This is a genomic window from Pleurocapsa sp. FMAR1, assembly GCF_963665995.1.
Classification (GTDB): domain Bacteria; phylum Cyanobacteriota; class Cyanobacteriia; order Cyanobacteriales; family Xenococcaceae; genus Waterburya.
Genome location: NZ_OY762512.1, coordinates 2,294,888 through 2,318,739, shown reverse-complemented (window position 1 = coordinate 2,318,739; position 23,852 = coordinate 2,294,888). Strand labels below are relative to the sequence as shown.

The following is a 23,852-nucleotide window of genomic DNA, read 5'->3' as shown; positions in this document are numbered from 1 at the left end:
TATCTTTAAATTTTCGTAAGTATTACTGTGAATTTTCTTATAGGTATAGTTCGCCAGGTATAAGACTAAAGTATTAAATCACAATTACAATTTTAATTATGATTGTAAACAGTAAATTTAATTAGCGATGGCTACGGCGATCGCATTAGTAATTAAATATTTATGTAGAGGTTTTTTAAATAGATCTCTGGTAGTGCGTTTACCATGCTCGTTATTGACAGCGTTCTCGGCTAAGATGGGAGTCCCCGTAAAGCCAAACATTTAAGCCTAGGAAAAGAATTGAACGATCTTTTTATGAGTTTCGCCAAATTGGGAACGGTGACATTCATCAAAGATAAAGACAATCCGCTTATCTCTCAAGCTCCCCATCGCGGTTTCATGGCTGGGCTTCTTGATGTAGTCGCTCAACGGAGGAAACCTCCGCAACGCGCTACATCGCTTCTTGATGGCGGTATTGAGTTTTTGGATGGTGGTCACAATCAGGGAATTATCCCCAGTCATTTGCTCAACGAGTTGTCTGGTGTGGTCGGTGCTGTTTACGCAGTCGAGACTAAAGTAATCAAATTCTTTGCTGGTTTGGTAATCGAAGTCAGAGGTCAGTAAATTGATTGTTACCTTTATCAATCGGATTTAGTATGATATATATCGTCCAAAGCACAGTATAAGCGTATAGCCAATATATGTTCAGAATAGAACGCGATGCAAAGCAGCGTTAGTTTTTTCCTTCTTTTGTAATACAAAAACTCCAATTAAAAAGGCTCTGTATGAAACAGAGCCAATTATTCAAAGCTGTAAGATTATCTTTAATCCACACTTGTTAGCCAATTACTTCTTTTGCTTTAGCGACTACGTTATCAACGCTGAAGCCGAATTTTTCTAAACATACCGCGCCAGGAGCAGAAGACCCAAAGCGATCGATACTTACTGAGCCACCCTCAAAACCGGTGTATTTCTGCCAGCCAAAGCTAGTTCCAGCTTCAACGGACAAACGTTTGCCAGCAACTTTAGGTAGTACAGAGTCTTTGTAAGCTTCATCTTGAGCTTCAAATAGATCCCAAGAAGGCATAGAAACGACGCGCACTTTTTTACCTTCAGCCTTGAGCTTATCGGCAGCACCAGCACAAAGCTGTAGTTCGCTACCAGTACCAATCAAGATCAGATCGAGTTCTTCAGGGGCAAAACCACAAGCATAGACATAAGCACCTTTAGTAGTATCTTCCATGGAAGTGCCTTCAAGATTGGGCAAACTTTGACGAGAAAATGCCATCAAAGTTGGTTTATGTTGCTTGGCATTTTCAATAGCAACCTTATACGCACCAGAAACTTCGTTTCCATCCGCAGGACGAATTACAGTTAAGTTAGGAATGGCTCTCAAAGAGGCTAAAGTTTCAATCGGTTGGTGAGTAGGTCCGTCTTCCCCCTGCCCAATGGAGTCGTGAGTCATTACCCAAATTACTCCTGCTTGTGATAGAGCAGATAAGCGAATTGCAGCACGCATATAGTCGGTGAAGATGAGGAAAGTTGCACCGTAAGGAATTAATCCAGAATTATGTAGGGATATACCGTTGCAAATTGCGCCCATGCCGTGTTCGCGGACACCAAAGTGGATGTTACGGTTTTGATACGCACCTTTTTGAAAGTCGCCAGAGTCTTTCAATTCAGTCAGGTTAGAATGAGTTAAATCCGCAGAACCGCCAATTAGTTCGGTAAGCACGGGAGCTAACTTATTTAGACAAGTCTCAGAATGTTTACGAGTTGCTAATGCTTTGTCTTCAGGAGTATAGGTAGGTAATACGTCAGCCCAACCATCAGGTAGTTTACCGCTCAAGAAACGCTCAAATTCTGCTGCTTCTTCTGCATATTTGGATTTGTAGTCAGCCAATACCTGATTCCATTCTTCTTCTTGGCTAGCACCGCGCTCGACTGCCTTACGCATATGGCTTAAGGCATCTTCAGGAATTTCAAAAGGTTCGTGATTCCAGCCTAGGTTTTTGCGGGTAAGCTTGATTTCGTCGTCTCCTAAAGCAGAACCATGAATACCGCCAGTGTTTTGCTTATTTGGCGCACCATAACCGATGGTGGTTGTTACTTTAATCATGGTGGGTTGGTCAGTGACTGACTTAGCCTCCTCAATGGCTTTGGCGATCGCGTCTAGGTCAGTGTTACCATTTTCTACATGGAGTACGTGCCAGCCGTAAGCCTCAAAGCGTTTAGAAACGTCTTCGGTAAATGCCACCTCAGTTGAACCGTCAATGGAAATATGATTATCGTCATAAAGGGCGATTAATTTACCTAGTCCTTGGTGTCCAGCAAAGGAACAGGCTTCACCAGAAATTCCCTCCATGTTACAGCCGTCGCCGAGAATTACGTAAGTGTAATGGTCAACGAGTTTAGCATCGCTTTTGTTGAACTTAGCTGCTAGATGCGCTTCGGCTACAGCCAAACCAACACCGTTAGCAATACCCTGACCTAAAGGACCTGTAGTTACTTCAATTCCTTCAGTGACAAAGTTTTCGGGGTGTCCTGGAGTACTAGAACCCCACTGACGAAATTGTTTAATGTCTTCAATGCTGACGCTATCAAAACCTGCCAGATACAATAGAGCGTACAGCAACATTGAACCGTGACCAGCAGAGAGAACAAAGCGATCGCGATTAAACCACTTGGGATTTTTGGGGTTAAAGCGCATAAACTTATCCCACAGCACAAATGCCATAGGAGCAGCACCCATCGGCAATCCTGGATGTCCAGACTGAGCTTTTTCTACGGCATCTACTGCTAAAAACCGAATTGAATTAATACAAAGTTCTTCAACTGACTTAGTTGATGTTGATTGGGTGGCAACTACCATATTTGTTATATAAATAAACGACGATAAAACAAAATTTGAGCTTTTCTCAACGCACCTAAAGAGGAGCTTTGGTTTTTCAAACTCGATCCTAAAGGTTTGTCTCAAGCCTTTTTCTTATCTTCCCATCCTAAAGGAACAGGTCGCAAGTTAAAGAGTTATTAATTAGATAAACAATTCTGCTGTAATTAACTATTGGATTGTGTCTTGCTGGCAAAATATAAGCAGCTATAAAATTATCAATTTAGGTAAAATAATTCTCTTATCTGTATCAAACACCAAATTCAAGAAACTAGCTGTATTTTTTAAAAGCTAGAGTAACATTATGCCCGCCAAAACCAAAAGAATTTGATAATGCCACATTTACTTGGCGATCGCGACTGGTGTTAGGAACATAATCTAAATCGCAATCAGAGTCTGGATTAACCAGATTGATTGTCGGTGGCACTTTGTCATTAGCGATCGCCATTGCCACCGCTACCGCTTCAATTCCTCCCGATCCTCCTAATAAGTGACCAGTCATTGATTTGGTTGAGCTTACTGGGATTTGTTTGGCTCTTGCCCCTAGTGCTTTTTTGATCGCACTAGTTTCATTAGAATCATTAGCCGGAGTGCTGGTACCGTGAGCGTTGATATAGTCTATATCCTCTGGAGTTAATTCTCCATCAGCCAAAGCCAATTCAATTGCTTTGGCTGCTCCTTGTCCTCCTGGTACAGGAGAGGTCATATGGTAAGCATCACAGGTCATCCCATAGCCGACAATCTCAGCGTATATTTTTGCGTTACGAGCCAGGGCGTGTTCTAATTCTTCTAGAAAGAGAATGCCAGAACCTTCACCCATCACAAACCCATCGCGATCGCGATCAAAAGGTCGGCTAGCGTGGGTAGGGTCATCATTGCGTGTAGAGAGAGCTTTAGCAGAACAAAATCCAGCATAAGAAAGAGGAGTTATTGCTGCTTCTGCACCACCACAAATCATGGCTACTGTATAGCCTCCTTGGATGAGCCGAAAAGCATCGCCAATAGCATGAGAGCCAGCAGCACAGGCGGTTACAGTACAGGAATTTGGACCCTTTGCTCCTGTGTGAATTGCCGTTAACCCCGCAGCCATATTGGAGATCATCATGGGGATAGTGAAGGGGCTAACTTTTCTTGGTCCTTTGGTCAGTAAGTTTTCTTTCTGATCTTCCATCACCTGCAAACCGCCTACCCCTGTGCCTATTAAAACCCCTACTTGATCGGCGTTTAAATCATTAATTTCAAAATTAGCATCAGCGATCGCTTGTTTGCTAGCACAAACTCCAAATTGAGCAAAGCGATCCATCCGTTTGGCTTCTTTTTTATCCAGATATTGACAGGGATCAAAATCTTTAACCTCAGCACCAAATCGACAGGCGTGTTGCGAGGCATCAAACAAAGTTACTGCACCTACTCCATTACGACCCTGCAATAGACCAGCCCAGTATTCTGTCAAGCTATTACCAATCGGGGTAATAGCTCCCAAGCCTGTAATTACAACTCGTTTTTTTTGCCTATTTGTCATAATCTGCTCTCTAAAACACTTTTCATTAGTCAGTATTTGTTTGAGGCTGCTTTTGGCATTTTGACCAACGGAATGGATTAAACTAAGCAGCTGCTCCAGTTTCAGAACTTATATGATCTACTGCTTTTCCCACTGTATCTATCTGTTCTGCTGCTTCATCAGGAATTTCAATATCAAATTCTTCTTCTAAAGCCATAACTAATTCTACGGTATCTAAAGAATCTGCGCCCAAATCATTGGCGAAGCTAGCTTCAGGCGTAACTCTATCTGCTTCAACTTCTAATTGCTCGACTACTATATTTTTTACCTTTTCAAAAATTTCTTGATTCATCAATTTTTTCTCACTCATTAACCCGTTTTAACAAAAATAAACAAAACATTATATTAGGCAAACTTTGCAAGTCTATTTCCTAAGCAAATGTTGGCTTCAAACAAGAAAGGGGTACTCCCAACATCTGTTGCCATTACAGACGAAACTTCTGCTGGCTCACTCGTTCAATTTAAAGCAGCAATTCTAATCTTATCTGAAAGAGGGACAAAGTTAGAGAGCAAATGTGTATTTGCTTGACTTTGCCAAATTCAAGATTTTTAGTTAATGCTTAGAAAATTATAAATCTAAAAATAAAGACGGAAGGATGCCAAGGTGAAGCTAATTATTCCGTCTACTTACTATTTTACAAAAGCTGTTTTTTATATTCTGTGCCACAATTTGGCTTGAAAACGGTTTGTTGGGCAAAAGTCAAATAAAGTTTGAAAGTTAATTTCTAGAAGTTTTAGCTTTTCTAGCCATGTCCTTAAATTGATTTAAACTAGCACCAGGGCGACGACGAGATTTAGTGATTATCGGCATTAAATTGTCAGTGGCAAAAGTTTGTCCTGAATCGGAACTGCCATTAGCACTATCGTTATTGCTGCTACTGTTGTTGTACATAGCAGCAACCCAGAATGGAGGCTCATCAGAAGATGCTCCTGAATTTTGAGGCGCAGCAGCAGGCTTATTTTGTCCTTGTTCGGCAGTTTTTTTCGCTGCATCTTTACCATTCTTAGCAGCTTTATCAGTTTTCAAAACTTTACCTTTTTTCGAGGCTTTGCTATTTTTAGCAGCTTTAGATTTATTAGATTTAGCTGGCTTGGTTTCTGTAGTTAGAGTAGACTGTAGTTTTTCTGGAGCAGCATCAACTACTTTGTCTGCTACTTTTTCAGCAGTTTTTACTGCTTCTTGCACAGGTTGAGATTTTGCTAGTTCAGCAGCCTTTTCTTGAGCAAAATCTCCTATTTTTTCAGCAGTTTCTAATACTTTCTGTACTGGCTGAGATTCTGCTAGTTCATCTAGTTCTAGATAATATTTGCGATCGCCTTTGAATATTTTTTTGAGCATTTGCATGGCTTAAAATTGACTCCTATAAACAAAACTTTAGATGAATTATTAACTACCCTTATCAAGCCAGAAAAATAAAGCGACTGCAATTATACTTTACAAAAATTAATTTAGAAAGCCGATTGGAGACTAATTAAAACTTAGTTATGTAAATTTATCTTAAGTAAAACTAATTTATTGCAGTTTCTGATGCATTTATCCTTCATTCCTTATTTAATCCAAACAGTTTTAATGTTGACAAATTCGTGTATTCCTTGGCTACTTAACTCTCTACCATAACCCGATCGCTTGATGCCACCAAAAGGCAAACGAGGATCTGATTTAACCAGACCGTTGATAAATACCGATCCTGCTTCAATTTCGGCGATTAGACGCTCTTTCTCTGTAGAGTCATTTGTCCAAGCACTTGCACCTAAACCAAAGGGAATATTATTAGCTAGAGCGATCGCTTCTTCGATATCTTTAACGCGAAACAATAAAGCCACTGGACCAAAAAACTCCTCTTGGGCAATGTCACTATCTACAGGGATGTCAGCCAAAATAGTTGGTGGATAATAATTACCAGAGCGATCGCTAATTGATTCGCCTCCCAGCAAGATTTTTCCTCCTTGCTTTACGGCTGCTTTCACCTGCTGATCTAATTCGGAGCGAATTGTGGCAGTAGCCAAGGGACCAATATCTGTATCTTCTGACATTGGATCGCCAATCGTTAAAGCTTTAAACTGTTCAACTAATTGAGCTTGAAAGCGATCGGCAATACTCTCGGCAACAATGAAACGTTTGGCTGCAATACAAGATTGACCGTTATTAAGCATTCTGGCTTTAACCGCTGTTGTCACTGCCTCGTCGAGATCGGCACTTTCTAAGACAATAAAAGGATCGCTACCTCCAAGCTCTAAAACAACTTTTTTAAGTTGTTGCCCTGCTACAGAAGCTAAAGCTGCCCCTGCTGGCTCGCTGCCTGTAAGAGTAGCTGCCTTGACTCGCTCATCTTCCATGATTGACTTTATTCGATCTGCACCGATTAATAAAGTTTGAAATGCTCCTTCGGGGAAACCTGCTTGGGCAATAATTTCGGCGATCGCCAAAGCACACTGAGGCACATTAGAAGCGTGTTTTAGTAGACCCACATTACCCGCCATCAAAGCAGGGGCAACAAAGCGAAATACCTGCCAAAAGGGAAAATTCCAGGGCATAACTGCCAAGATTACCCCCAGGGGCTGATAAGCAACGTAGCTATGGCTAGCATCACTATCAATGATTACATTAGCCAGAAATTCTGGGGCTTTTTCGCTGTAGAAACGACATACTTTGGCGCATTTTTCCACTTCGGCGATCGCGCTTTGCAGAGTTTTTCCCATTTCCGTCGTCATAGTCTCGGCAAATTTTTGCTTATCTCGATCTAAAATATCTGCTGCCTGGTTTAACCACTGACTGCGTTGAGCAAAGGTTGTTTGGCGATATTGTTGATATGTAGACTGTGCCAAAGCCAGCTTAGTTTCTATTTCAGCATCAGTTAAGGGAGTGAAAGTTTTTATGGTTTCTCCCGTTGCAGGATTGATAGTTGCGATCGCCATAAGTAGGTAGGTAAGATTAATTAGAAAATGGTTTAGGCTGGTAAGTTAGGTAATAGGTAAATGGATAATGATTTGATTGCGTTTTTGATTGGAGTTGGTTTATTAATTGCCTATTTATTTTTCTCGGCTACAACGGAAATGGGAACAAAGTTTCCCTGGAAAAAGTAGTTGCAGTAGTTAGTAATTATTTAGAGGCAAATAAGTCTTCGCCCGTATCTTAGCAATCAGTAATTGCTGTTGTTTGAGCTTTCGTGATTGATGATCTTTTGCTATCTAAAATAGGAATGCGGACTATAAAGCAAGTACCAATGTTAAGCTCGCTAGTAACGCTAATCTTACCACCATGTCGTTTGGCGATCGCTTGAGAAATTGCCAAACCTAAACCAGTACCACCTTGCCGACGGGAGCGGGCTTTATTCGCTCGCCAAAAACGGTCAAATACCTTGGATACTTCTTCGGTCGCTAGACCAATACCCGTATCGCGAACACTAACTACAGCAACGCGATTTTGCTTATACAGATCTAAGCTAACTCTTCCCTCTTCTGGGGTATATTGCAGCGCATTTTCCAGCAGGTTAGAAAACAAACGAGACAATTGAGAAGTGTCGCCTAAAATATCGATTTCCTCTCTAAATTTGGACTGAAAAACCATTTTTTTCTCATTTGCCAACGGCTCTAGCAATACAAAACAATTTTGCAGAATTTGATTGAGGGATACGGGAGCAAGTTGACGAGCCTCAACAGGCATACTGGGGTCTATATCGGTACGAGCAAGAAACAGTAGATCCTGTAGAGTTTGGTTCATTTGTAAAGTTGCACCAGAAATTGCCTCTAGCTTTTTGACATCTTTAGGATGAACTCTCTCTGGGTGATTACGCATCACGTCTATAGAAGCTTTAATTGCCGTCAAAGGACTACGTAACTCATGGGAAGCATCAGCAGTAAACTGTTTAAGCTGCAAAAAACTGGCTTCAATAGGTTCAATTGCTTTTTGTGTCAGCCAGAAGCCTCCAAGCCCAGTTAAAACTAAGGTTATCATTCCTCCTCCAATTAAGATTCCTGATAGCTCATCTTCTGCTGCTTTTATTTCTGCACTAGATTGGGTAGCACGAATAAAGCCAACTAAAGAAGGTGGTCCTACTTGACCATTATTACGAATAAAAACTGATAGGGTGTGAGTGCGAAAAACTTCTCCTGTCTCTGGTTGTTCAATAATTTCTGGTCCTACTTCAGGAGGAACATCAAGCTCAATTAATCCTTTTCTACCGAGTAATTTTCCGTTTTCATCAAACCATTCTAGGCTTTGCTGATCTCGGTTAAAAATATCACGCCAAGGAACTTCCTCTACTTGATTTAGATATTTACTGCCCTGATCGCGTACCGCCGCAAAAGAAGGAGTAGCAGACTGTGCCAAAGTCAACAGCCTTTTGTCGATTTGCTTGTATAAAGCACGCTTAAAAACGACATAAACTCCTGTGCCAAAAAGACCTGAAATAGTTGCCATAACTATCAAATAGTATAATAGCAGTCGCGATCGCAAACCTTGGTGCATAATTTTTATACTTATACCTGTTGAGGTTCTTCTTTGAGACGATATCCTAAACCATAAACAGTCTCAATTAAGTCATGAGGTGCGCCTGATGCCTCTAGTTTTTGCCTTAAGCCTCGAATATGAGCTTTAACCGTTGCTTCTTCTGGCACTTGCTCAAAAGACCACAAATGTTCTAAAATTTGGGCGCGACTAAATACGCGACGACCGTTGCGCAGGAAAAATTCTAGCAGCTTATATTCTTTAGGACTTAAAGGCAGAAGAGCATCTTCATAGAAAACTTCACAGCTACTGGGATCGAGCCTGAGTTTTTCCCACGTCAAAATAGGAGGTAAACTGCCTGTTCCCCGACGCAACAAGGCACGAACCCGAGCCGATAACTCATCTAATTCAAAAGGTTTTACTAGGTAGTCATCAGCCCCAGCGTCTAAACCTTCAATCTTATTTTCTAAGGTATCTTTAGCCGTCAGCATCAGAATAGGAATGTCTAAACCCTTCTTGCGTAGTTTCTGGCAAAGAGTTATACCATCCATCTCAGGCATCATTACATCTAGCAAAATCATATCATAGGTAAACACATCTAATAAATCCCAGGCACTTTGACCATCGGCGACTGCTTCGACAGCGTAATGCAAGTCTGAAAGATATTCGACTATAGCATCACTAATACGCTCGTCATCTTCTACTACTAAAATTTTCATAAATTATTTCTAACTAAATTTAAATGACATTACTAGTTTTGGGCGTGAAACTAATTATGGTATTACCACGTTTGTAGGCTTTTGTAGGCTTTTGTAAAGCAGATAAATTTAAGATTTTGTCTACTTATAATCTCTTTTTTTAGTAATACCTTAAATTAGTTAAGATACTTGTACCTTGGCTATGGCTATAGTATCGTAAGAAAATAAGGAACAACAATCAAGCACCAGCAAATAATTATTGTTCAGCGATCGCTAACCATAAGTAGGGTTAGCCGAATTTCAAATTTTATTTATTATGCCTATGATGGAGACAGCGTAAAAAAAAATTAATCAAGCTCGCTCAACATTTTTATGGGACTATTCGGTTTAGGCAAAAAAGCCACAATTCCTGCCTCAGAAGAAGCATTACCAGGACGCAGTCAGTCTATGGCTGTACCTGCAAAGCATTACGTAAATGGTAACTCGCTTACAGAACCCTTTCCTGAAAACATGGAAAAAGCAATATTCGGGCTAGGTTGCTTTTGGGGTGCAGAGAGAAAATTTTGGGAACAAGATGGAGTCTATAGTACTGCTGTTGGTTATGCAGCAGGTTCTACTCCTAATCCTACCTATCAAGAAGTCTGTAGTGGTATGACTGGACATAACGAAGTTGTTCTAGTTGTTTACGATCCTGAGAAAATTAGCTACGAAGATTTACTTAAAGTATTTTGGGAAAGCCATAACCCAACTCAAGGAATGCGTCAGGGTAACGACAGAGGTACTCAATATCGTTCTGGTATTTATGCTTTTACTCCAGAACAAAAGCAGCTAGCAGAAGCTTCCAAAGCTGCATATCAGCAGGAGTTAGGGAAAGCAGATCACGGAACAATTACTACTGAGATAATTGACGCACCAGAATTTTATTACGCCGAAGAATATCATCAACAGTATCTCAAAAAAGTGCCTAACGGCTACTGTGGCTTAGGCGGTGTAGGTGTTTGTTATCCTGCTACTGCTAACAGCAAGTAATGTGGGTTTTGCAGCAAGTTTCAGCATACAAAGTTAATTAAAACGCCAAACTAAAATAATTTTAAGCGATCGCCTGGAAGATTTTCTTTTATAAGGCGATTTTGCTTTTTTAAGGAAATTTTTTGATTCCGTTGGAATTAAGGCGTTGCTGAATCGAGGTATGATTCTACAATTTTCACCACTAAGTAAATCAATTAAAAGCTAAAAGCTGATAGCTAAGAGCTAAGAGCTACGAACAGATTACTTCTCGGTTTCATACTTTAAATCAGCAACGCCAACTACCTGCTTCATTGCCTTCCAGGTTCTATCGAGTCAAAATCGGTAGTTTTCGATCATCTCAAGGTGTTTTTTAGTTTTTCTGGTTTTGCAGTTATTTACGCCCACCTACTTAATATAGTTTAGGCAGCTCGTGGACAAACCAATAGACTAAACATAATCCGTCTGGAAACATCTATCGGTTTATTTACTATCAAACAGATTTTTATAATCATAACCAATTAATTGCTCGTGACATATTGAAGTAATTAATTCAACTTCGTGTTTAGATAAATTATGCTTGCGTTTCTGGTTTGATTTGTTTATCGATCAATCTCCACGAGTTCCGCCTGGATATCCTCTTTCATCCTGCTCATAATATTTGTGATGGTTGAGAACAATATCATCCCAATCTAAATTTAGAAAATCTATAATTTTGGTAATAACTTTTGGCGGATTATCTAATAAATCTTCATATTTAAAAACAAAAACATCAAATCCTGCTTTCTTATACTTATCAAGTGCCATATTTTTATACTTCCACATATAAGCTCCCAAAGATATTTCGTCTAAACTATCTAGATCGAGAGATAAAATATCAGGCAAAAAAGAAGAATCTAAACTCAAAAGCTCTTCCTTGGCAAAACAATTTAGCCAATTTCCCTGTTTAGTTTTAGCTTGAATAGCAAATGAGCGCATAGAAGAAACAACCGAATAAGGATTGCGAATCGGAAAAATGATTTTTGTTTGCGGATAATGTTGCGTTATATATTTAAAATTGAAAGTTTGATTAGGCAGCTTCAAACAAGTTAGGTAATTATTAATTGAATTGCGGTATAGAATACTCTGATGAGGAAAAGAATAGCCAGTTTCGGTTTCGTCAATCCCTTTTACTTGAGGATGAGAATTTAGTATTAGAAAAGTTAAAGTAGTCCCACTTCGTTGACATCCTAGAATAAGAGTTGACTGTTTTGATAGTTTTGAATATAAAGAAGGAGGCTCTACAAAATTACGAATCAATCTACTTTGATTATTATTAAGCTTTTTAGAGACCGAATTTTTGAGTAAATTGATTAAACTCATATATAATTTTAGCTGAGGTAATTAAGACGATTTTTTCTAGATAATTTTCTGCTGCTATTGTCAATTGAGAAAATTACTTATTTTAGAGCTTAAGTCAAATCTAAAGTGATAATCAACCCCTTTATAACCCTCTAACGATCGCCCTTCAAGAAAAATCTCTCAGGCGATCGCTTTAATAATTTGTGAGCGATAAACTAACTAGCAGGTATTACACGCTCTAGTTTTGCTCCTAAACTCCGCAGTTTGTCTTCTAGGTTTTCATAACCGCGATCTAAGTGGTGTAAACCATGAACGGTGGTTTTACCTTCGGCTGCCAAACCAGCTATTACTAGAGCAGCGGAGGCTCTTAAATCAGTTGCCATGACAGGCGCACCAGAGATAAAGGATACACCCTGGACGATCGCATGATGACCCTTAACCCGAATGTTTGTTCCCATGCGCTGTAGTTCGGCTACATGGCGGAGGCGATTTTCAAATACGGTTTCACTAATAACGCTATTGCCTTTGCTGATGCTCAAAAGAGCAGTAAACTGTGCCTGCATATCCGTGGGAAAACCAGGATAAGGAAGGGTTTCGATATCTGTGCCGTGAAGTTCTCCTGGGATAAGTCGTAAACACTTGGATTTGATATTACCGCCAAATGTCTTACCGATCTCATCTTCTACTAATACCTGACAGCCAATTTCTTTGAGTTTGGCAATGACAGGGGCTAGATGTTCGGGAATTATCGAGGTGAGGGTAATTTCTGAGTGGGTAATTGCCCCTGCAACTAAAAATGTTCCTGCTTCAATGCGATCGGGAATTACGTTGTAATCTAGAGGATAAAGTTCGGTAACGCCTTGAATAGTAATAGTATTTGTGCCTGCACCACTTATTTTTGCTCCCATTTGATTGCAGAAATTAGCTAAATCAACAATTTCTGGTTCTTGAGCAGCATTTTCAATTTTGGTTATTCCTTCGGCTAACGTTGCTGCCATGAGGATAGTTTCTGTTGCGCCGACGCTGGGATAGTCTAGATATATACTTGCCCCTTGCAAACGGCGTTTGCTACCGACGAGATTAGCATGAACAACACCGTCTTCAATAGATACGTTTGCCCCCATCGACTGCAAACCGCGCACATGAAGATCTACAGGGCGCGCGCCAATAGCGCAGCCTCCAGGCAGTGGAACACGGGCTGTTCCCAGTCTGGTAAGTAAAGGTCCAATCACAAAAAAGCTGGCTCTTAGTTGAGAAACTACGTCGTAAGGAGCTTCTGCTGGGATGATTTCCTGGGCATCGATTTCTAGAACATCACCATCTTGCTTTAGCTTGACTCCCAAAGATGTAAGAATTTGCCCCATGCGTTTAATATCCACTAAATTAGGAACATTACGCAAGATACATTTGCCAGGACACATTATTGTTCCTGCCATCAATACAAGAGCCGAATTTTTGGCACCACTAATTTGTACTTTTCCTTTTAAAGAAGTGCGTCCCCAGATTTCTAATACAGCTTGAGGCTTTTCTACACTGGTTTTGGTTAAGTTAGAGATAGAGTTAATGGCTTTGTCCTCTTGATGATAAAAATATTAATTTGAGCTAAGGCAGACTCTATTTAATTCAGTTGAAAAATTGGTTTTTAATAATTCAACTAAAATCATTTGAAGTTTGACATTAGTAATAGAAGTCAATAATAATGAGAGTCATGGGCAAATTTTCTGCGGAACTGGCGGAATTGGTAGACGCGCTAGATTCAGATTCTAGTGTTTGCTTAAAACATTCGGGTTCAAGTCCCGAGTTCCGCATCTTAATTAGCAATTAGCAACCAAAGTATTACTTTGAATAATGCTGTTCGTCAATAGTTAGTGAACAAGACAATTTTAACTAGCATTCAAAATCCCTTAATAAAACAGGTTCGTAAGCTGCATCGCTCTAAGGAAAGAACTAAGCAAAACCTGATGCTTTTAGAAGGCACAAATTTAGTTGAGGCAGCTTGCCAAGTAGATTATAAGTTAGATACTGTTTTTTACACAGAACGTTGGCAGGAAAATCATCAGCCATTATGCCGAAAAATTGCCGAAAAAGAGATAAAAACTCAGCTTGTTAGTTTAGAAGTCTTGAATGCGATCGCGACAACGGTTAATCCAGATGGGGTAGTAGCGATCGCACCTCGTCTAGCTTATGAACCAGCAATCTCTAAAACCAAGCTGGGAATTGCTTTGCAAAGGCTACAAGATCCTGGCAACTTAGGCACAATTATTCGCACCGCAGCAGCCACCAGCGTTGATAGTATCTGGCTAAGTGACGATAGCGTGGATATCCATAGTCCCAAAGTGCTTAGAGCGAGCGTAGGAGAATGGTTTCGCGTCCCCATTGCTACTGCTCAAAATTTTTCTGAGGTAGTTCGCCAGCATCAGCAAGCAGGCGCACAGATAGTTGCTACTACTTCTCAGGCTAACAAAAGCTACTGGCAAGTAGATTTTACTCGTCCTACCCTGCTTTTATTAGGTAACGAGAGTGCAGGATTATCATCAGATTTAATGGCGATCGCCGATGAGCAGGTTAAAATTCCTTTGGCAAACGGGGTAGAATCCTTAAATGTAGCAGTTGCTACTGCTTTATTATTATATGAAGCCAAAAGACAATCAATAATCAATTAAGGGTGAACAGCCGTTTGCCCATACAGTATGAATCGCTCGTTAAAACTTTTATTTTTGTCGATATTTGTTATCTGTACCGCCTGTAGTCAGCAGGAAATAGCCCAAGATAATTCTGAAACTGCAAAAGCAGTAAATGTTGCTGATACAAGTGTCGAAGATAATGGTTTAATTACTGTTTCAAGTCCTTATAGTGTGGCAGAAACCACTGATCGCCTAGAAAAAATTATCAAAGAAAAAGGTTTGACACTTTTTAGTCGGATCGATCATAGTGCTAATGCTAAAAAGGTGGGAGAGGAATTAAAACCAACCCAATTACTAATTTTTGGCAATCCTCAAGTGGGAACACCCCTGATGAAATGTTCGGCGACAACGGCGATCGATTTGCCTCAGAAGATTCTGGTTTTGCAGGATGATAATAATCAAACTCAGGTTATTTATAATTCTTCTGAATATCTTCAGCAACGTCATAACATTAATGGCTGTGATCAAGTCTTAGAAAAAGTTTCTGGAGCCTTAAAAGGTATTACCGAAGCAGCAACTAAGTAATACCAGATAAAGGTAACTTAGAAATTTAAGATTGATAGTAGATAGTCCATTTGCCCAGGGATTTGGACTTATTGTAGCTTTGTGTTATCCAACTCCACTGGTCAGGCAGCTTGTTTTTCGTAACTAGAACCGAAGGCGATTGGACAAGATTTCTCAAGGGTTCTACTGAAGTTGGCTCACGGATGTCTATCCAAAATCTTTTCCATTGATCGTTAGTTTGAAATTGAGTTTCGCGCTCTACGCCACCGTCGTTGAGAGTAATAATGTCGCGGTCGAGGTTGAAAGCCAAAGATGGCAAAAGCTTGTTGTAAACTAGAACAGGTTCATCCTCTAACTCTTGAGCCTGAATGAATTTGGCAATCGGACGAGTACCGCCGAACGATAGCTCATTTGCGCCAATTAAATAACCACCGTAGACAATGAAAGTCAGCATGGAAAACAAGGCGATCGCACTCAGTCGCAATCTAGAATCATGTTTCACTAACCGATAGATCAATATTGGTAAGGCAAATATAAACAGTGCTGAAATTATCATTTGCCAAGTTATTGTCAAATCTGCTCCTGAGACGCTGATAAAAAATGGAGCAAACAAAGCGATCGCCCCCAGCAGCCAGTAAAACCCGATAAACATCTTCGTAAACCATTTAAGGTCAGAGTTATTCATCTCGGTAATTAAACCAGCTAAAATCATTGCCAACCCTGGATAGATTGGCAATAGATACATCATTAGCTTTGAGCTAGTTAAACTAAAAATGATAAATGGCAGCAGCAGCCAGTAAAAAGAAAGCTGACGAGCATCAACATTTTTTACTAGCCTGTAGCCTGGACGAAATAAGCTAGCAATATAAATGAAAAACCAAGGTAAAGTAGTGGTACTAAAAATAAGCAGGTAATACCATCCTGGTTCGGTTCGATCAAAAGTCTCTGCGTCTAGTACCCTGTCTGCCAGTTGCCGTCCTAGAAAATAATCGGTGAGGGATGGTAGCTGTTGAGCAACCACCACATACCAGGAAAGCCCCAAAGTCAGACACAAAATCAAGGAAATTACTAAATGCTTAATTGGCACTCGGTAGTTCACCCGACGCGCAATTAGCAAATAAAACCAATAGAAAAAAGGCACGACAAAAATAGCTGGTCCTTTAGTCAAAAAGCCGATGCCAACAAACAAAGCAGCAGCATAAATACCCCATACCTGCCTCTGACAATAGTAAACAGTCATAGCATAGATAACCGCTAGCACTAACGTAGTTAGAAAATTGTCGGTGGTTAGATTACGAGCCGACATTATGCTGAGGGGAAAAGAAAGATAGATAATAACAGCTAAAATCGATCTAACCCGCACTGCAAACAATCGCTGGCTAATAAGATAGATTAGTATACCCTGCAAAATTAGGGAAAACTGCAAAAAAAATCTCGCTCCAAAAGCATTTATACCAAATAACTCAAACCCTAAATCTGTCAGCCAAAAGGTTACAGGTGGCTTATGAAAGTGAAAGATATTAAGCAGCGTTGGCTGAAGCAGATTCCCAGAGCGAAACATTTCACGGCTAATTTCCGCATAACGAGCTTCACTAGCTTCGAGAACACCCCAACTATTGAGGTTAATCAGTAATAAGATTAAGGCGATCGCCAGAGTTAGGTAAAGATATCGCTCTTGTTTCATGAAAATTAATTATAAAATAGTTAAAGCTTGAGGTTCATTAGGCTCAGGATACTTTAGCGACAATGATACAAATGATTTTTATAACCACTATTTGATAATTGAGATTGGCTATCTTCAATACAGTTAAGCTGATTCAAATTCTCTGAATCTACTTTTAAATTTATACCCCATAAATCTAATGGTTTAGGCTGCGATGCCAGAATTTTAGTTAAGCTAGAAAAGCCTATATCTTGGTTATTTGTATCTTTCTGTTGAACTAATAAAAATTGAGGTAATTTTGACTGGGATAAAGATTTAGTCTGAGAGCTTACACGCTCAAAAGAGAGTGCCAGGGCGATTAATTCTCGCAGTTGGGAAGAAGTTTCGTAGGTCATGGTAACTATGCTGGGAACTGTTGAGGTAGCTAAAATATGATTTGCTAAACTATCTGAGTGTCGAGATTTTTGAAATCCATAATTGTTAATCACGGTTAGAGAGCCAATAAATCCCATCAACAGAACAATTATTGCTACTCTTTTTCCCTCGGCATAAAACCAATGGCGTTTAGTTTTGCTCAATACTTTAACTTGAGAAGCTTGGCAATTAGCCAAAGCCACAGCCATCAAAACTATAACTACTGGAAAATAAACAAAGTGATAACGAGCAGCTAAAGAAATGTCTTTACCTAATCCATAGATAACCACTAAATAAATTAGAATTGCTCCTAGCCAATAACCGATTAAAACTCTTAAGGGCATCAGTTCGCTATTGAGTGATGATTTAATGCCTCGAATTAAAGCTGGTATCAGCCAGATTAAAAACAACACAACTACTAAAGCTGAGATGACTATTACCTCTGTAGGTACACCTTCAATGGGCAATAGCATCACCATCGTAATCAACCAAGCTAGCAATCGAGGAATGGGCTGCCAAATATCATCTAAGTCATAACTGGTTTGAACCCAATCAGTTAATTCGTTACTAGAAATACCGCTAGCTACAGGTAGCCATACCAGACAGCCGACCAATGTTCCCAAACCTACAGCACCAATAGACCACCAATAACTAAAGCTAAATTGAGCCTGCCCCTTTCTGTTAAAGTCCCAATACCACAGTCCCATTATTACCAATGTTTCTGCCCCCAAAGCCAAACAGAAGAAATAATGAGTTGCCATACCAAGACCGTTAACTAATATCCAGATGCAGCCTACCCAGATTGGTAGCTTAGTCCGCCGAGCGATACACTGAGTAGCCACCATTAGACAGGTGAGTGAAGCAATAATCCATAAGATACTCAAGGTATAGTGACGAGCTTCTTGAGCAAGGTAAATACCATAGGGAGAAACAGCCATCAATACTGCTGCTAGGTGAGCTACTAACCGAGAACGAAAAGCTACCCAGCTCAAACTAAAGATAGCGGGAATTGCTAAACCACCGAAAATAGCACTTAGCGATCGCCCAATCTCTAAAGAAGCATCTACTTCTCCATTACTGGAAAATAGCTTTGTCCACCAAAAGGTTAACCAAAAATAGAGTGGTGGATGGGTACTTTCCGTCATCAAGCGGTTGACTACATCGGCATAATTTACTGCTGCATCAAATCTTAAGGGAGATAGTAAAGTTGATTCGGAAATAACCCGATCTAGGGGAATCTGGGTAAAACCATGACCTAAACTAAAACCCATAGTCGCAATTTCAATCGAGGATGCAGGTTTAGCATCTAAATTGGTGAATCTTAGAACCATACCAATTGCTAACCAGCCTAGTAATAACAGTAGATGAAGCCAATTGCTACTGTTGTTAGAGCGATTTTTACTTTGTTTCAACATTTATGACAAAAAAGTTGATAAGTTAGGAATAAACTTGAGTTTAACTAATTTGTCGAAAATCAAATCAGGCTAAATCCGATTGATAAAAGTAGTTTTTGATTTTCTGACTTCTATAGTTCAAGCAGCTAACTATAAATTTCGAGCGTTGCATAGCTGCACAAAGGTGCCTGGTTTGCCGCATATATGATTATGAACAAAGAAAATTAATGATTCCCCTAGTCCCCCAGTCCCCCAGTCCCCTAAGCCTCTACCATCCCATGAAGGTGCAACGCCAATTTCGTTGAGGTTGGTTTCTAAGCGTTAGTTTTTAACCAGAGCTAATAGCTATTTCTTTACTTATTCCCTTACAAAGAGCATGATTGAACTACATACCCACACCACCTATTCTGATGGCATATTAACTCCGCAGCAGCTAGTAGAAAGGGCAGCAAAGGCAGGGGTTAAAGCTTTGGCAATTACGGATCACGATACCCTACAGGGTTGGGATGAGGCGATCGCAGCAGCCACTCCCCACAATATGGAAATCGTCCCAGGAGTAGAATTAAGTACTGTTCACAACGAGCGATCGCTGCATATATTAGGCTATTATCCTCAAAGAGAATTACTAGAAGCACCTTTGGCAGAGCGTTTAGCAGGTAGAAAGCGTCGAGCGAAGGAAATGGTAGCTAACCTAGCAGCGATGGGTTATCCCTTAGAAATAACCAATCTGGAAGGCAACATGGCTTTGGGTCGTCCTCATATCGCTAGTGCTATGGTAAAAGCAGGTTATGTTAATTCTGTTCAAGAAGCTTTTGCCTGTTTTCTCGGTGAAGATCAGCCAGCCTATGTTCATTATGAAAAGTTTTCGATCCAAGCAGGAATTGGCTTAATTCGTGACTGTGGTGGAGTACCAGTTTGGGCGCATCCCTACTTATTTCGCGGTGGCAAAGTAGAGGAAGTTTTACCAGAATTAGTTGAGGCGGGATTAATGGGCATTGAAGTTTATCATCCTCACCATGCTGCTAATAAAGTAAATCGTCTCAAAGAACTATGTCAGCAATACGATCTCCTGATGACAGGCGGTACAGATTATCACGGCTATGATTTAGAACATCCCGAAAACGAACGCTGGCAGCTAAATCAGTTTAATTTACCTTTAAATCTACTTGAGCCAATAAAGCAAGCAGCTAGGTAAGAAAAATGTAATAGATGTCTAATGTGAATAAAAAAAAGCTGATTCTTCTATTTTTATTCAAAATTTGTCTGTAAAAACCAAAATATAATACTGGGGGAACTTTCCCCCAGACCCCAATCTCGCGCGTTCCCTTGCGCCTGACGGCGACGCGGTGAGACAGTTGCGGTGGACGGGTTTCCCGGCATAAGCAAACTGTTGAACCCTTTAGGGGGTCGCTCGCCTGTTGGGGAGGACACGAGGGGCGAATGCATTCGCCCCCTTGTGATGTCCGTTGACGTGACGACCCTTGGGGCGAATGTATTCGCCCCTTTAAGTGCCGTCTTCCGTAAACATTAATCATGATTTCACTCATCAGCTAATTTCTAATTATCTAGATGAAAAATTGAATCTGCTTGAGTTAGGTTATCAAAAAAATCTTTATTTCTCTTAAAATATTGGACTTTTTATAAGCTGATAGTCAAAAAGTCAATTCACATTAGGCGTAATAGATGTTTTCTCTAATTATGTAAACAATCCTCAAGAACATAAATGGCTAGCAGAAAGTGTGACCTATATCGCTAAAAATCACGTTTACAAATGTCTTAAAGACGAGTCATTTTTGTTCAAATTATATTAGTAGATTTTAGGAATAGACTTGAGTTTAATCAACCTGCTTGAGGTTCAATGATCTATGTCTTGGTGCTGCAACCCATAAAGTACCGAACCAACTAGACCTACCTGGGGATTTAAAACAATGTGGACAGGAATTTCTTGGATCAGAGTACTAACTCTGCCCTTTTCCTTGAAAGTATCTAGAAATCTACCTTCCTGCATTAAAGGTAAAACCTTGGCTGCAATTCCTCCTGCAATGTAAATTCCACCATAGGAAAGCAGTTTTAAAGCCAGATTACCAGTCTCTGCGCCATAAGCTTCTATAAACATGGTCATTGTTTTTTCACACAGGCGATCGCTTTGTTTAAATGCCGCTTGAGCAATAATTGCAGCAGGATCGATAATTTTTTTCGGTTCTTTTTCCCAAGCTTTGATGCGATCGCCAATTTCAGGCGATTCGGTCGCAAAATTAGTATCTCGCAAAAACTGATAAATAGAGGCAATTCCCTGTCCAGAAACTACTCTTTCTACGGAAATATGTTCGACGTTTAATTTAGTCCGCAAATATTTTAGTAACTTGATTTCCAAATCATTGCGAGGGGCAAAATCTGCGTGTCCTCCTTCGCTGGCAAAAATTTGATATTTTTTCCCTTGAGGAATTAGAAAAGCTTGCCCCAATCCCGTTCCTGCACCAATTACGGCGATGGGCGCATCTTCTCTGGCTTCTCCTGCCTGTAGGGTATGGACATCAAAATCTTTTAAGCCCAAAATGCCAAAGCTATTGGCAGCAAAATCATTAATCAGGCTAATTTGAGGGATGTCTAATTCCATTTCTAGCCGTTGTGTATCCAGAACCCAGTTGAGGTTAGTGAGGCTACAGGTATTATTAACAACGGGACCAGCGATCGCAAAACAGGCTATTTGGGGTTTAATGTATTTATCCTGTGCTAAAAACTCCCGCACCATCGGCACCAAATCAGGAAAACTAGCACTAATATACTGTGCATCCTTAACCGTTTTAAAAGTCTTTTCTGTCAGCGTGACTTCAGTGACTTCTACTAAACGTAAAATCGTCTTAGTTCCGCCAATATCTCCAGCTAGTAAAAACATATCTTATTTTGTTTCTATCTATAAATATCTAAGGATGTATTTTTTTAAGATAAGCCAAATCACATCTTTCTGTTTCCACATCATTAACAGGTTGATAGCCACTGCGTTCGTATAATACTACTGCCTCTTTTAATATAGATGCAGTTTCTAGCCAAATTTCTTGATAATCTTTAACGGCGATCGCTTTTTCTAACTCCTGCAATAAATATTTACCCAATCCCTTGCCTCTAATTTCTGGCAATAAATACATTTTGCGAATTTCAACGGCGTTTTGTCCTCTACTTATCGGTTGATATGCTGCCGTGCCTACTATAGTCGAATTTTTCTCAACTACCCAAAATTCCCCTCCAGTCTCTAGATATGCCGACTCAATCTCAATCACATCGCGATCTGCCAATTCTGGTTGCCAAGGCAAACCATATTCTTCTAATACCGTTCTAATTACCTCTGCTGCTGCCATGCGATCGCCTTTTTGCCAATCTCTGATTATAAACTCCTGATATTTCTGCTTCATTATGTCGATAAATTCAAAACAATAGCTAAAATTTTTATTGATTCTAATATTTGACTTTACCGTTTGCTACAGCGATCCAGCTATCGAGCAAATAGAAAACGATACTAAAAGACAAAAAGTTTGTTACAAAAAATATTTATGTGAGTCGTTAAAATTAATTTAGTTCCTTTGAAGTGTAGCCATGACTCTCGATGATTTAACCCCAGCCATAAAAGAAAAAATCAAAGAAATTGCTGCACAACATGGAGCTTTCAATGTGCGGGTATTTGGTTCTGTTGCCAAAGGAAAAGCTGACCACAACAGCGATTTAGATCTGCTAGTAGATTACGACCTAGATAAAATTAGCCCATGGTTTCCTGTGCGCCTTATACGAGATCTCGAAAACTTACTAGGCATCAAAGTAGATGTAGTAACCACCGAAGGGCTAAAAGCAAGAATCCGCGATGAAGTTCTTCTAGAGTCTTTAACCCTATGAGGAGCGATCTAGAAAGAATACGGGACATTCAAGAAGCAATTAATAACATTGAAAAGTATGCAATTCAGGGAAAGGCAGAATTTTTCGCTAACGAACTAATACAAAGTTGGATACTCCTGCAACTACAAATAATTGGTGAAGCTGCAAGATCTATGGCTGCTGCCACCCATAAACAATATCCAAAAATCATTTGGCGAGATATTATTGACTTCCGCAACTTATTAGTTCACGAATATTTTCGAGTAGATTTGAAAATCATCTGGCAAATAATTGAGCAAGAAATACCGATCCTAAAAAAACAAATTAATTTAATTCTCAAAGAAGAGTAATCCGATCAATTGCTTTACTTGAATTGGCTATGGGCTTTCAGGCGATCGCTTTGTGATACTAGAGAGTATATAAAATGAAAATTGTAGAGTTAATATCTAAGAAGAGTTTGTGTCTAATAAATAGCTAGCTTACAAAACCGCCTTGGGTTTTCCTGAGAGAATTTTGCTTTCAACAACATCAGTTCTTATGCCTAAACTAGGTCGTCAAGCAGGGCAGAATATACGTAAACTAGCTTTAAAAAGGCGAATGAAGGCAGTCACTTCGTTCGCCTCGGCAGGATTCGTCTTTTTTCTGCCAATTTTTCTGGTCAAAACTTTTGATAAACTTCTGAGGCAACTCTCCCCTAATAATTCTTCTCAACCACAGTCTTCGTTAAATTGGTCGCCTATATTATATGTGCCGTTTATTGTCATTGCTTTAGGATTAGCAACAAATGCTGTTTTTTTATGGAAGCAAGCTAATAATGCCGATCAAGGTGCTGAAGGAGAAGAATCTATTGGCAAAGAAATATCTCAGCTAGAGCATGAAGGTTGGCAAGTTGAGTATGGTATGTACTTAGGTAACAAACTGGGAGATGCTGATATTGTATGTATCTCTCCTCAAAACAAAGCGTATGTAATCGATGTCAAATCCCATAAAGGTAAGGTGACAACGGATGGGAAGCAATTATATCGCTGTATGGGAAGAACAAAATATCCGTTTGAAAAGGACTTTATTGCTCAAACCATGAGACAAGCTTTACAGGTAAAAAAACAAAAAGGCTTCAATTTTGTGACTCCGATTTTGGCATTTTCTGATGCTAAGGTATCGCTACCTTCTGAAAAGCTACGCAAAGTGTACGTGGTTGAAAAATCTAAGTTAACATCACTCTTGAAATTTCTCGGCTAACAATTGCGTTGCAACGGACGGAATTGGAATCTTGGTTCACTGTTAGAAATTCTAGTTGTCGCTGAACGCTGCGCTTTTATGTGTCCTGCTTTAGAAGTTATAGTAATCAAGACAATTTACAAAGTTCGATTAATCTTCCTAGAATTTGGAATGCTTTCCAGCCAATCTC

At 39.8% G+C, this 23,852-nt stretch carries 20 protein-coding genes, 1 tRNA gene and 1 pseudogene; 8 read left to right on the top strand and 14 right to left on the bottom strand.

Annotated features, from left to right (window positions below):
• Positions 1-117: 117 nt before the first annotated feature.
• The 8 genes and pseudogenes from SLP02_RS26635 to SLP02_RS11235 form a co-directional block, all read right to left on the bottom strand.
• Positions 118-624: pseudogene (locus tag SLP02_RS26635) on the bottom strand (DEAD/DEAH box helicase family protein).
• A 193-nt stretch (positions 625-817) separates the two neighbouring features.
• Positions 818-2,851, bottom strand: a complete 2,034-nt coding sequence (gene tkt, locus SLP02_RS11265; protein ID WP_319420748.1) for a transketolase — start codon at positions 2,849-2,851, stop codon at positions 818-820.
• Between the two features lie 289 nt (positions 2,852-3,140).
• Positions 3,141-4,391 carry a beta-ketoacyl-ACP synthase II gene (gene fabF / locus SLP02_RS11260; RefSeq protein WP_319420747.1) on the bottom strand — a complete coding sequence of 417 codons (1,251 nt, stop codon included), beginning with the start codon at positions 4,389-4,391 and terminating at the stop codon, positions 3,141-3,143.
• Positions 4,392-4,473: 82 nt separating this feature from the next.
• A complete protein-coding gene (gene acpP, locus SLP02_RS11255; RefSeq protein WP_319423674.1) occupies positions 4,474-4,722 on the bottom strand; it encodes an acyl carrier protein in 249 nt (82 codons plus the stop codon).
• 426 nt (positions 4,723-5,148) lie between these two features.
• On the bottom strand, positions 5,149-5,775 hold the full coding sequence (locus SLP02_RS11250) for a hypothetical protein (protein WP_319420746.1): 627 nt from the start codon (positions 5,773-5,775) through the stop codon (positions 5,149-5,151).
• A gap of 203 nt (positions 5,776-5,978) precedes the next feature.
• Positions 5,979-7,346 carry an NAD-dependent succinate-semialdehyde dehydrogenase gene (locus SLP02_RS11245; RefSeq protein ID WP_319420745.1) on the bottom strand — a complete coding sequence of 456 codons (1,368 nt, stop codon included), beginning with the start codon at positions 7,344-7,346 and terminating at the stop codon, positions 5,979-5,981.
• Between the two features lie 217 nt (positions 7,347-7,563).
• Positions 7,564-8,850, bottom strand: a complete 1,287-nt coding sequence (locus SLP02_RS11240) for a sensor histidine kinase (RefSeq protein WP_319420744.1) — start codon at positions 8,848-8,850, stop codon at positions 7,564-7,566.
• Between the two features lie 59 nt (positions 8,851-8,909).
• Positions 8,910-9,596: a response regulator transcription factor gene (locus SLP02_RS11235; protein WP_319420743.1), complete on the bottom strand. Its 687-nt coding sequence runs from the start codon at positions 9,594-9,596 to the stop codon at positions 8,910-8,912.
• A 351-nt stretch (positions 9,597-9,947) separates the two neighbouring features.
• Between SLP02_RS11235 and msrA the strand changes: the two genes are divergently transcribed.
• Positions 9,948-10,604 carry a peptide-methionine (S)-S-oxide reductase MsrA gene (gene msrA / locus SLP02_RS11230; protein ID WP_319420742.1) on the top strand — a complete coding sequence of 219 codons (657 nt, stop codon included), beginning with the start codon at positions 9,948-9,950 and terminating at the stop codon, positions 10,602-10,604.
• A 585-nt stretch (positions 10,605-11,189) separates the two neighbouring features.
• Here the strand turns inward: msrA and SLP02_RS11225 are convergent.
• Both SLP02_RS11225 and murA read right to left on the bottom strand, forming a co-directional pair.
• Complete coding sequence (locus SLP02_RS11225; protein ID WP_319420741.1) at positions 11,190-11,942, bottom strand: sulfotransferase family protein; 753 nt, start codon at positions 11,940-11,942, stop codon at positions 11,190-11,192.
• 194 nt (positions 11,943-12,136) lie between these two features.
• Positions 12,137-13,486 carry a UDP-N-acetylglucosamine 1-carboxyvinyltransferase gene (murA, locus tag SLP02_RS11220; RefSeq protein ID WP_413467365.1) on the bottom strand — a complete coding sequence of 450 codons (1,350 nt, stop codon included), beginning with the start codon at positions 13,484-13,486 and terminating at the stop codon, positions 12,137-12,139.
• Positions 13,487-13,644: 158 nt separating this feature from the next.
• Here murA and SLP02_RS11215 point away from each other — a divergent pair.
• The 3 genes from SLP02_RS11215 (at position 13,645) to SLP02_RS11205 (ending at position 15,130) form a co-directional block, all read left to right on the top strand.
• Positions 13,645-13,729 (top strand) — tRNA-Leu (locus SLP02_RS11215).
• Between the two features lie 60 nt (positions 13,730-13,789).
• Positions 13,790-14,584, top strand: a complete 795-nt coding sequence (locus SLP02_RS11210) for a TrmH family RNA methyltransferase (protein WP_319420740.1) — start codon at positions 13,790-13,792, stop codon at positions 14,582-14,584.
• A 54-nt stretch (positions 14,585-14,638) separates the two neighbouring features.
• Positions 14,639-15,130: a DUF302 domain-containing protein gene (locus SLP02_RS11205; RefSeq protein ID WP_319420739.1), complete on the top strand. Its 492-nt coding sequence runs from the start codon at positions 14,639-14,641 to the stop codon at positions 15,128-15,130.
• A 25-nt stretch (positions 15,131-15,155) separates the two neighbouring features.
• Here SLP02_RS11205 and SLP02_RS11200 read toward each other — a convergent pair whose 3' ends face one another.
• Positions 15,156-16,793 (bottom strand): ArnT family glycosyltransferase, encoded by a 1,638-nt coding sequence (locus SLP02_RS11200; RefSeq protein WP_319420738.1) that lies wholly within the window; start codon positions 16,791-16,793, stop codon positions 15,156-15,158.
• 53 nt (positions 16,794-16,846) lie between these two features.
• Positions 16,847-18,601, bottom strand: a complete 1,755-nt coding sequence (locus tag SLP02_RS11195; RefSeq protein WP_319420737.1) for a glycosyltransferase family 39 protein — start codon at positions 18,599-18,601, stop codon at positions 16,847-16,849.
• A gap of 355 nt (positions 18,602-18,956) precedes the next feature.
• On the opposite strand from SLP02_RS11195, the gene SLP02_RS11190 reads away from it, so the two are divergent.
• Complete coding sequence (locus SLP02_RS11190; protein ID WP_319420736.1) at positions 18,957-19,775, top strand: PHP domain-containing protein; 819 nt, start codon at positions 18,957-18,959, stop codon at positions 19,773-19,775.
• Positions 19,776-20,435: 660 nt separating this feature from the next.
• On the opposite strand, the gene SLP02_RS11185 is transcribed toward SLP02_RS11190, so the two are convergent.
• Positions 20,436-21,476 (bottom strand): glucokinase, encoded by a 1,041-nt coding sequence (locus SLP02_RS11185; RefSeq protein WP_319420735.1) that lies wholly within the window; start codon positions 21,474-21,476, stop codon positions 20,436-20,438.
• A 28-nt stretch (positions 21,477-21,504) separates the two neighbouring features.
• Positions 21,505-21,990, bottom strand: coding sequence for a GNAT family N-acetyltransferase (locus tag SLP02_RS11180; RefSeq protein ID WP_319420734.1), 486 nt, complete (start codon positions 21,988-21,990; stop codon positions 21,505-21,507).
• 181 nt (positions 21,991-22,171) lie between these two features.
• Between SLP02_RS11180 and SLP02_RS11175 the strand changes: the two genes are divergently transcribed.
• From SLP02_RS11175 to SLP02_RS11165, 3 genes are all read left to right on the top strand, one after another.
• Positions 22,172-22,465 carry a nucleotidyltransferase family protein gene (locus tag SLP02_RS11175; RefSeq protein WP_319420733.1) on the top strand — a complete coding sequence of 98 codons (294 nt, stop codon included), beginning with the start codon at positions 22,172-22,174 and terminating at the stop codon, positions 22,463-22,465.
• Positions 22,462-22,794: a HepT-like ribonuclease domain-containing protein gene (locus tag SLP02_RS11170; protein ID WP_319420732.1), complete on the top strand. Its 333-nt coding sequence runs from the start codon at positions 22,462-22,464 to the stop codon at positions 22,792-22,794. Before SLP02_RS11175 ends, SLP02_RS11170 begins: the two co-directional genes overlap by 4 nt.
• A 187-nt stretch (positions 22,795-22,981) precedes the next feature.
• Entirely contained in the window at positions 22,982-23,683 is a 702-nt protein-coding gene (locus SLP02_RS11165; RefSeq protein WP_319420731.1) for a nuclease-related domain-containing protein, read from the top strand.
• Positions 23,684-23,852: the final 169 nt, after the last annotated feature.